Genomic DNA, 706 nt, shown 5'->3' on the forward strand with positions numbered 1-706 from the left:
GGTGTTACTTGATCTGTGCGGTGATGGTGGCGGTGCCGACGAGGAGGCCGCGCTTGACGGCGTCGGTGCCGAAGGTCTTGTTCAGCAGGCCGGCGGCGTCTTCGGAGATGTGGACGGTGGTGCCGGTGAGGATGGCGTTGTCGCCCTCGAGCTGGAGGGGCTTGAGGGAGCCGCCGTGCAGCTCGAACAGGAACGCGTTGGCCGCGGCGACCTTGCCGTTGACGAGGACGTCGCCGTAGAGCTTGGACGAGCCCGGGTTCACGACGAAGTTCTCCAGCGTGACGGTGGTGTCGCCGGCCTTCAGGGTCAGACCCGAGTCGTCGTGGTTCAGCAGGCCCTGCACGTACGGGCGGTAGTTGCCATCCGGCGACCAGTAGGTGACCGACCCGGCGGTGATCGGGAACGACACCGACCCGTCAGCCAGGGTCGCATCGCCCGAGACGCCGGGGGTGAGCTTCAGGGCGGTGAGGGCGTCGGTGAAGCCGGAGTCGAGCTTCACGGCGGTGGAACCACCGAGGACCTCGGGGACCGAGGCGACGGGTGCGGGGATCTTCGACTCGGACGACGAGGACACCGTGTGCACGTTCGGGGTCGCGGCCTGGGCGGAGGAGATCCCGAACGCGGCACCGCCGAGGACGAGGGCGCCGGTCGTGGCGAGGGTGATGGAGGTCTTGAGGCTCTTACGCATCGTGATCAGTCCTTTGCT

The 706-nt window shown here is 67.8% G+C and carries 1 protein-coding gene; it reads right to left on the bottom strand.

Annotation, left to right across the window (positions count from 1 at the left end):
* Positions 1-4: 4 nt before the first annotated feature.
* Positions 5-706, bottom strand: a 702-nt coding sequence (locus tag DEJ05_RS17740) for a hypothetical protein (protein ID WP_258370666.1), incomplete at its 5' end; no start/stop codon positions are given.

Source organism: Curtobacterium sp. MCLR17_045, from assembly GCF_003234405.1.
Lineage (GTDB): Bacteria > Actinomycetota > Actinomycetes > Actinomycetales > Microbacteriaceae > Curtobacterium > Curtobacterium flaccumfaciens.